Genomic DNA, 8536 nt, shown 5'->3' with positions numbered 1-8536 from the left:
AATCATAATAATGATAAAATAATACGGCTTTCCTCTAAATTAAAGGAAAAACTGCACAAGAAACGGAAAATAAAATGAGTGTCGGATTATTGCGTGTTTTGGTTCAAAGCCAGAACATCTCAAATCAACAAGCGGAACATTACAACAGCCTTTTACAATCGGGCAAAGAAATCCTGCCCAACCTGTTTTCAGACGGCATCATCTCCCCTAAAGCTTTGGGAGAGTTGGTTGCGCGCGTATTCAGCTATCCCCTTTTGGATTTGCGCTACTACCCGCGCAATAATGTAGTCAGCGACATTCTGACGGAAGAGCAAATGGTGCAAAACCGTTGCATTCCGATTTTCAAACGCGGACGCAAGGTTTATTTCGCCGTATCCGATCCGACCCAAATCCAAAAATTTCAAAAAATTGCTTTTGCTTCAGGTTTAAATGTCGACTTAGTAGTAGTTCCAGACGACCAGCTCAGCTCATTGCTGGAATGGCTGGGTCAACGTTCGACCACCATTCTGAAAGAAATCAACGACGAACATGAAGCAACGCAGCAATCGCAATCGCTTTATATCGACAATGAAGAGGCTGAAGACGGTCCAATCCCCCGCTTCATCCATAAAACCTTATCCGATGCCCTGAACGCGGGCGCATCGGACATCCACTTTGAATTCTACGAACAAATGGCGCGCGTTCGTTTCCGCGTGGACGGGCAGTTGCGTGAAGTCGTACAGCCTCCTGTCGCAGTACGCGGCCAGTTGGCATCGCGTATCAAAGTGATGGCGCGTTTGGATATTTCCGAAAAACGTATTCCTCAAGACGGCAGAATTCAAATTGCCTTCCATAAACACGGCCGTCCGATTGACTTTCGTGTCAGCACGTTGCCGACATTGTTTGGCGAAAAAGTGGTGATGCGTATCCTAAATTCCGATGGGACATCGCTCAATATCGACCAGCTCGGCTTAGAGACTTTCCAAAAAGAAATGCTGCTTGAGGCCATCAACCGCCCTTACGGCATGGTGTTGGTTACCGGTCCGACAGGTTCGGGCAAAACCGTTTCACTCTATACCTGTCTGAGTATTTTGAACACGGAAGATGTGAACATTTCGACGGCCGAGGATCCGGCCGAGATTAACCTGCCGGGCGTCAACCAAGTCAACGTCAATGAGAAACAAGGTCTGACGTTTGCTGCCGCACTCCGATCCTTCTTGCGCCAAGATCCTGATATTATTATGGTCGGTGAGATCCGAGACTTGGAAACCGCCGACATCGCCATTAAAGCCGCCCAAACCGGCCACATGGTTTTCTCGACCCTGCATACCAATAATGCACCGGCCACGCTGTCCCGCCTTTTGAACATGGGCGTAGCGCCTTTCAATATCGCCAGCTCGGTCAGCCTGATTATGGCGCAAAGGCTGTTGCGCAGACTGTGTCCAAACTGCAAACGCGAAGTTGAACGCCCGCCGGTTCCGGCATTGAAAAAAGCCGGCTTTACCGATACGGACTTGGCTCAAGATTGGAAACTCTACCGCCCGGTTGGCTGCGACAGCTGCCGCGGCAAAGGCTTTAAAGGCCGCGTCGGTATTTATGAAGTCATGCCGGTCAGCGATGAAATGCAAAAAGTCATTATGAACAACGGTACAGAAGTTGATATCATGAACATGGCCTATCAGGAAGGCATGGTAGACTTGCGTCGCGCCGGCCTCATGAAAGTCATGCAAGGCCTGACCTCGTTGGAAGAAGTGACTGCTCATACCAATGACTAAACTGCCATATTTTCGAAAATTAAAATAAAGCGGCACGGGGAAACAGTCCGCTTTATTTCTTACTAACAAGGGATAACACATGGCTCAAGCAGAGCAAAAAAGAAGTCTGTTCGGCTCAAGAAGCAAAGGCAAGCGTTTTACTTTTGAAGGAAAAAATACCGAGACCGAACGTCTTGTCCATGGTGAAGTAGTTGCCAAAGACGAAGAAGAAGCACGCAAGAAACTCCAACGCAGAGGCATTCGTCCTTTGCGTATCAGCAAAGTTAAAACCGCACGCAAACGCCGTATTACCCAAGAAGACATTACAGTGTTCACCCGCCAACTGGCAACGATGATGAAGGCAGGCTTACCGCTGATGCAGGCTTTTGAAATCGTTGCGCGCGGCCACTCCAATCCGAGCATGACCGAAATGCTGATGCAGGTTCGCTCCGATGTCGAACAAGGTAGCGCATTGGGTAAATCGTTCTCCAAATATCCAAAATATTTCGACCGCTTTTATTGTAATCTGGTTAGCGCAGGCGAGTCCGGCGGCGTACTGGAAAGCCTATTGGACAAACTGGCTGTCTATAAAGAAAAAACGCAAGCCATTAAGAAAAAGGTTAAAACCGCACTGACCTACCCGATTGCCATTATCGTGGTGGCAATTGCGCTTATCTTCATTATGATGATGTTTGTACTGCCTGCCTTTAAAGAAGTTTATGCCAATATGGGGGCAGAGCTGCCAAGCCTTACCCAACTCGTCATGAGCTTGTCCGATTTATTCGTCGACTATGGCTGGATTATGATCATCCTTTTGATTGTTTCCGCCTTCGGCCTGTACAAACTCCATGAAAAATCGCCTACCTTCCAAAAACGAATCGATGCTCTGATTTTGAGACTCCCTGTTTTTGGCGCCATCGTCCGTAAAGCAACCATTGCCCGTTGGGCGCGTACGACTTCCACCCTCTTCGCAGCCGGCGTTCCTTTGGTGGAAGTATTAGATTCAGTTGCAGGCGCATCCGGCAATATTCTCTATGAAGAAGCCACTCAAGACATCCGCGCCAAGGTAACCCAAGGTCTGTCGCTGACATCCAGTATGCAAAGTACGGATATGTTCCCCAATATGGTGATCCAAATGGCGGCCATCGGCGAAGAGTCAGGCTCTTTGGACGATATGCTGAACAAAGCTGCCGAATTCTACGAAGATGAAGTAGACAACTCCGTCTCCCGATTGTCTCACTTGATGGAGTCTATCATCATGGTGGTATTGGGTTCGCTCATCGGTATCTTGCTGATTGCCATGTATCTGCCGCTGTTTAACTTGGGTAATGTCGTAGGTTGATATGCTTGATAGTATTTACTCTGCCATCGACGCCCTCTCCGTTCTTGCGCCATTCGCCATTCCTTTAGCCGTTATTTTAGGATTGCTGATTGGCAGCTTTCTAAACGTTGTCATTTATCGCACGCCGATAATGATGGAACGCGAATGGACACAATTTTCTAAAGAGCATTTGGGCATCAAGCTGACAGATGAAGAAAAACAGCCATTTAATCTGTGCAAACCGAATTCACGCTGCCCAAAATGCAAAAACCCAGTCAAACCTTGGCAAAACATCCCCATCCTCAGCTATGTTTTACTGGGCGGGAAATGCCACTCCTGCAAAACCGCTATCGGCATACGCTATCCGCTGATTGAGCTGCTGACAAGTGTCTTATTCAGTATTGTCGCGTGGCAATACGGCTGGTCATGTACAACTATTGGCGGATTAATTTTGACTGCCATATTGATTGCGCTGACCTTTATTGATGCCGATACACAATATTTACCCGACAACCTGACTCAGCCCCTAATCTGGATCGGCCTGCTGTTTAATCTGAATGACACATTCGTACCCCTGCATTCAGCCGTTTTAGGCGCAATCGCAGGCTATATGAGCCTTTATACTTTATGCGCCGTCTATAAACTTCTGACCGGTAAAATCGGCATGGGCAATGGCGACTTCAAACTTTTGGCCGCGCTCGGGGCATGGCTGGGCGTAGGTATCTTGCCTGTTCTGATCTTCATGGCTGCTTTAGTCGGACTGGTGGGCGCACTCATTGCCCGCGTCGGTAAAGGTCAATATTTTGCTTTTGGTCCCAGCCTTGCTGTAGCAGGATGGATTATTTTGGTTGCCAATGCACCTATTACCCAACTGGTACAATGGTGGCTCGTACAATCAGGATTCCGATAATGACATTATGGATAGGCTTGACCGGCGGTATCGGTAGCGGTAAATCATCTATTGCCCAAATGTTTGCCGAACTTGGCGCACCCATTATCGATGCCGATGCCATCAGCCGTTCACTGACCGCTGAAAACGGTGAAGCCCTTCCTGCCATCCGCCAGCTTTTCGGCGATGAGGTTTTTGACAGTGAAGGCCGTCTGAATCGTATGGCTTTACGGGAAGAAGTTTTCAGACGGCCTCAATCCAAAAAACAACTGGAAAACCTGCTTCTGCCATTAATCTTAAACAAAATACAGCAGCAGAAACAACAACTTGCCTCATCCGCCTACGGCATTGTCGATGTACCGCTTTTGATTGAGAATCCGGCATTTAAAGCGGAGACTGACCGCATTTTGGTTGTAGATGTTCCAGAGTCCGTCCAAATCGAACGCGTACATCAACGCAATGGTTTTTCAAAAGAACAAACGCGTCAAATCATGGCTACCCAAGCTTCTCGATGTGACAGACTGCTGCATGCCGACGATGTATTGGACAATACCCATAACATGGAAGAAGCAAAAATCAAGGTTGCCCGCTTGCATCAATACTATCAATCCATTGCACAATCACTGAAAGAAACTGCATGACCGCTCCTGTTGTAAAATGTCCGACCTGCCACAAAGAAGTTGTTTGGAACACCGACAGCCCCTACCGCCCTTTCTGCAGCAAACGGTGCAAACTCATTGATTTAGGCGAATGGGCACAAGAAAAATACACCGTTTCTTCGGAAGACGACCCCTTTTCAGACCTGTTGGACGGCAAATAAACTGCGCTGCTTCCTTCAGCCTATCCAAAACAGGCTCAAAACAGTAAAATACCCTCTTTATTCCAATCTATTCCATCCACCATGCTCACCTTCCAACAAATTATTTTCAAATTACAAAACTACTGGGCAGACAAAGGCTGTACCATTATCCAACCTTTCGATATGGAAGTCGGTGCCGGTACTTCGCATCCAGCCACCTGCCTGCGCGCGTTAGGCCCAGAGCCTTGGTTTGCCGCTTACGTTCAACCCAGCCGCCGCCCCAAAGACGGCCGCTATGGCGACAACCCCAACCGCCTACAACACTACTATCAATTCCAAGTTGCGCTCAAACCTGCACCAGCCAATATTCAAGACCTCTATCTCGACTCCCTGCGCGAATTGGGTATCGACCCTAAAGTACACGATATCCGCTTTGTAGAAGACGACTGGGAAAACCCTACTCTCGGCGCTTGGGGCTTGGGTTGGGAAGTTTGGCTCAACGGCATGGAAGTAACCCAATTCACCTACTTCCAACAAGTCGGTGGCATTGACTGCTCCCCTGTACTCGGTGAAATCACCTACGGTATCGAGCGTCTCGCCATGTATCTGCAAGGCGTGGAAAACGTATACGACCTCGTTTGGGCAAAAACTCTTGATGGCAACATTGTCACTTACGGCGACGTTTATCATCAAAATGAAGTCGAGCAATCCACCTACAACTTCGAATACAGCGATGCCGATTGGCTCTTGCGCCAATTCAACGACTATGAAGAACAAGCCAAACGCCTACTTACAGTTGAAGACACCAGTCTTGCCCTGCCTGCTTACGAGCTTGTACTCAAAGCCGGCCATACGTTCAACCTCTTGGATGCACGCGGTGCCATTTCCGTTACCGAACGCGCAACCTACATCGGCCGTATTCGTGCACTGAGCCGCATCGTTGCTCAAAAATTCGTTGAAAGTCGCGAGAAACTGGGTTTCCCGTTACTTAAAAACCAATAAACCCGCACATGCTTACCACGCCGCCCTTTGATACATTCAAGTGGCGGCGTTTCTATTTTCAGACGGCCTTAACGTCGATGCCATCGCAAACACTTCCAGCCTGCTTTCAGGTAAAATAAACCCTTTATTACATAAGCCGTCTGAAAACATGAGTTCATCCTCTTCTGCAAAAATTCCCTTTTTCTTACTTTCCCTCGCTGCCATCATTCTTGACCAACTGAGCAAATGGGAAATCTTGAAACACTTTACCGAAGGCGAACGCCTCAATATCATTCCAGGCTTCTTTGACCTGACCCTTGCCTATAATCCAGGCGCGGCATTCAGCTTTTTAGCCGACCAAGGCGGCTGGCAGAAATTCTTCTTTTTAGGTCTGGCCGTCGTTATCAGCTTGTATTTAGCCCGTGCCATTTTGCGTGATGAGTTTGGCCGCTGGGGCAAACTAGGGGCTGCCATGATTATCGGCGGCGCGATTGGCAATGTGGTTGACCGTCTGATTCACGGCCACGTTGTCGATTTTCTGCTTTTCTATTGGCAAAACTGGTTTTACCCCGCATTTAACATTGCCGACAGCTTTATCTGTGTTGGCGCAGTTTGCTTGGTAATAGACGGTTTGCTGCACAAAAAAACACCTTCAAACGACACAAAGGCCGTCTGAAAACGGAACACACATGACTCAAAAAACCATTATCCTTGCCAATCCCCGCGGCTTCTGTGCCGGTGTTGACCGTGCCATCAGCATTGTTGAACGTGCACTCGAAGAATTCGGCGCGCCTATTTACGTCCGCCATGAGGTCGTTCACAACAAATTCGTCGTCGACAATCTGCGGGCAAAAGGTGCCGTATTTGTCGATAACTTGGCAGATGTCCCAAAAGGCGCAACACTGATTTACTCAGCTCACGGCGTATCCAAAGCCGTACAGGAAGAAGCGGCACAACGTGGTTTCCGCGTTTTTGATGCCACCTGCCCTCTGGTAACCAAAGTCCATAAAGAAGTAGCCCGCCTCGATGAGCAAGATTACGAAATTATCATGATCGGCCACAAAGGCCACGTCGAAGTAGAAGGCACAATGGGACAATTACCTCCGGGTAAAATGTTTCTGGTTGAGACAGTGGAAGATGTGGCCGGACTGAACGTCAAAAATCCTGACAAACTTGCCTACGTCAGCCAAACCACTTTATCGATAGACGAAACCAAAGACATCATTGCAGCTTTAAATCAACGCTTTCCCAATATCCGTAATCCGCACAAAGAAGACATCTGCTACGCCACAACCAACCGCCAAACCGCTGTTAAAGAATTGGCCGAAGAATGCGATCTCGTAATTGTTGTCGGTTCACCCAACTCTTCCAACAGCAACCGCTTGCGAGAAGTAGCCGCATTGCGCGGAGTTGATGCCTATATGGTCGATAATGCCTCCTATCTGAAAAAAGAATGGTTTGAAAACAAAACCAAGGTCGGTGTAACTGCCGGTGCATCTGCGCCCGAAGTCTTGGTTCGAGAAGTCTTACAAACCATTCAAGATTGGGGACATGAGACCATACGCGAAGGAGAAGGCGCAGAAGAAAGCATTGTATTTGTCTTGCCCAAAGAGTTGCGTCGTGAGGGCGAAAACAAACAGATCCTAAATAAAGGGTAAGTTTGTTATTTGCTTTATTTGAAAACTTAAGGCCGTCTGAAAACTTTCAGACGGCCTTAAGTTTATTCTGCTAATAAAAAAGACCCGCCTTTAAGGCAGGTCTTTTCATGCATGATCCTGATTATTTATCAGAAGTATGTTGCTGACGGCGCAAGATAGCCGGAATTTCAAAGTCATCCAGTACAGACTGGTTGCTGAAATCAGCCGCTGTCAGATTCATAGAACGGATATTGCGGTTGGTACGAACCAAGCTTTCAGCGCTGCTTTGGCTTTGAGCTTGAGGCGCTTCTTCCGCACCGCGTACCAATTGTTGGGTACGGGCAGCAGCGCGCAGTTGGTTGTCAGTACCGTTTTCTTTCAAGCCGGTAGCAATGATGGTAATACGGATAGCGTCTTCGCTCATGCTCTCGTCTTCGGCAGCACCAAATTTGCATTCCACTTCAGGGTGTGCATTTTGGTTGACTATACGCATAATCTCGTTGAACTCAGACATTTTCAGGCAGCCAGGAGCAGTGGTAATGTTTACCAATACACCGCGTGCGCCATCCAAAGTAACGTTATCCAAGAGCGGGCTGGAGATAGCTTGATCAGTAGCCAAACGGGCACGGTCGATACCTTGCGCGAAACCTGAACCCATCATGGCGATACCGCGATTGCTCATCACGGTTTTCACGTCGGCGAAGTCCAAGTTGATCATGTCGCTAGGGCAAGTCACCACTTCGGAAATACCAGCAACCGCGTCACGCAGTACATTGTCGGCCGCACGGAAAGCTTCACGCATGGTCACGTCTTCGCCCAAGGCAGTCATCAATTTGTCGTTCGGGATAATAATCAGGGAATCAACGCGCTCTTTGAGCTGATCCAAACCTGCTTGAGCGATATGTACGCGTTTGCCTTCGTAAGCAAACGGACGAGTCACAACCGCAACGGTCAGGATACCCATTTCTTTTGCGATTTCAGCCACAACAGGAGCAGAGCCGGTACCTGTACCACCACCCATACCGGTAGTGATGAACAGCATGTTTGCGCCGCGGATGGCATCTTCGATGGCTTCGCGATCTTCTTGAGCAGCGGCGCGGCCGATTTCAGGATTTGCACCGGCACCCAAACCGCGAGTCAGGTTTGTACCCAATTGAATGCGTTTAGCCGCATTGT

At 48.4% G+C, this 8536-nt stretch carries 9 protein-coding genes; 8 read left to right on the top strand and 1 reads right to left on the bottom strand.

Annotation, left to right across the window (positions count from 1 at the left end):
• The first annotated feature begins 74 nt into the window (after positions 1 to 74).
• The 8 genes from pilB (at position 75) to ispH (ending at position 7381) form a co-directional block, all read left to right on the top strand.
• Positions 75 to 1754, top strand: coding sequence for a type IV-A pilus assembly ATPase PilB (gene pilB, locus ACTHUT_RS10525; RefSeq protein WP_250601341.1), 1680 nt, complete (start codon positions 75 to 77; stop codon positions 1752 to 1754).
• Positions 1755 to 1833: 79 nt separating this feature from the next.
• Positions 1834 to 3075, top strand: coding sequence for a type II secretion system F family protein (locus tag ACTHUT_RS10520; protein WP_137041172.1), 1242 nt, complete (start codon positions 1834 to 1836; stop codon positions 3073 to 3075).
• Between the two features lies 1 nt (position 3076).
• On the top strand, positions 3077 to 3964 hold the full coding sequence (locus ACTHUT_RS10515) for a prepilin peptidase (RefSeq protein ID WP_440418780.1): 888 nt from the start codon (positions 3077 to 3079) through the stop codon (positions 3962 to 3964).
• Positions 3964 to 4584: a dephospho-CoA kinase gene (coaE, locus tag ACTHUT_RS10510; protein ID WP_137041174.1), complete on the top strand. Its 621-nt coding sequence runs from the start codon at positions 3964 to 3966 to the stop codon at positions 4582 to 4584. The genes ACTHUT_RS10515 and coaE overlap by 1 nt, the downstream gene beginning before the upstream one ends.
• Positions 4581 to 4763 (top strand): DNA gyrase inhibitor YacG, encoded by a 183-nt coding sequence (gene yacG, locus ACTHUT_RS10505; RefSeq protein ID WP_003682475.1) that lies wholly within the window; start codon positions 4581 to 4583, stop codon positions 4761 to 4763. The genes coaE and yacG overlap by 4 nt, the downstream gene beginning before the upstream one ends.
• An 81-nt stretch (positions 4764 to 4844) precedes the next feature.
• Positions 4845 to 5744: a glycine--tRNA ligase subunit alpha gene (gene glyQ, locus ACTHUT_RS10500; protein ID WP_250601343.1), complete on the top strand. Its 900-nt coding sequence runs from the start codon at positions 4845 to 4847 to the stop codon at positions 5742 to 5744.
• Positions 5745 to 5892: 148 nt separating this feature from the next.
• Positions 5893 to 6399, top strand: a complete 507-nt coding sequence (gene lspA / locus ACTHUT_RS10495; RefSeq protein ID WP_250601345.1) for a signal peptidase II — start codon at positions 5893 to 5895, stop codon at positions 6397 to 6399.
• 13 nt (positions 6400 to 6412) lie between these two features.
• Positions 6413 to 7381 carry a 4-hydroxy-3-methylbut-2-enyl diphosphate reductase gene (gene ispH, locus ACTHUT_RS10490; protein ID WP_003685931.1) on the top strand — a complete coding sequence of 323 codons (969 nt, stop codon included), beginning with the start codon at positions 6413 to 6415 and terminating at the stop codon, positions 7379 to 7381.
• Between the two features lie 121 nt (positions 7382 to 7502).
• Here the strand turns inward: ispH and ftsZ are convergent.
• Positions 7503 to 8536 (bottom strand): cell division protein FtsZ (ftsZ, locus tag ACTHUT_RS10485; RefSeq protein ID WP_440418779.1); only part of this gene is annotated, 1034 nt, incomplete at its 5' end.

The sequence above is a fragment of the Neisseria sp. P0022.S010 genome, from assembly GCF_051956635.1.
This window is presented reverse-complemented; position numbering and strand designations above follow the sequence as displayed.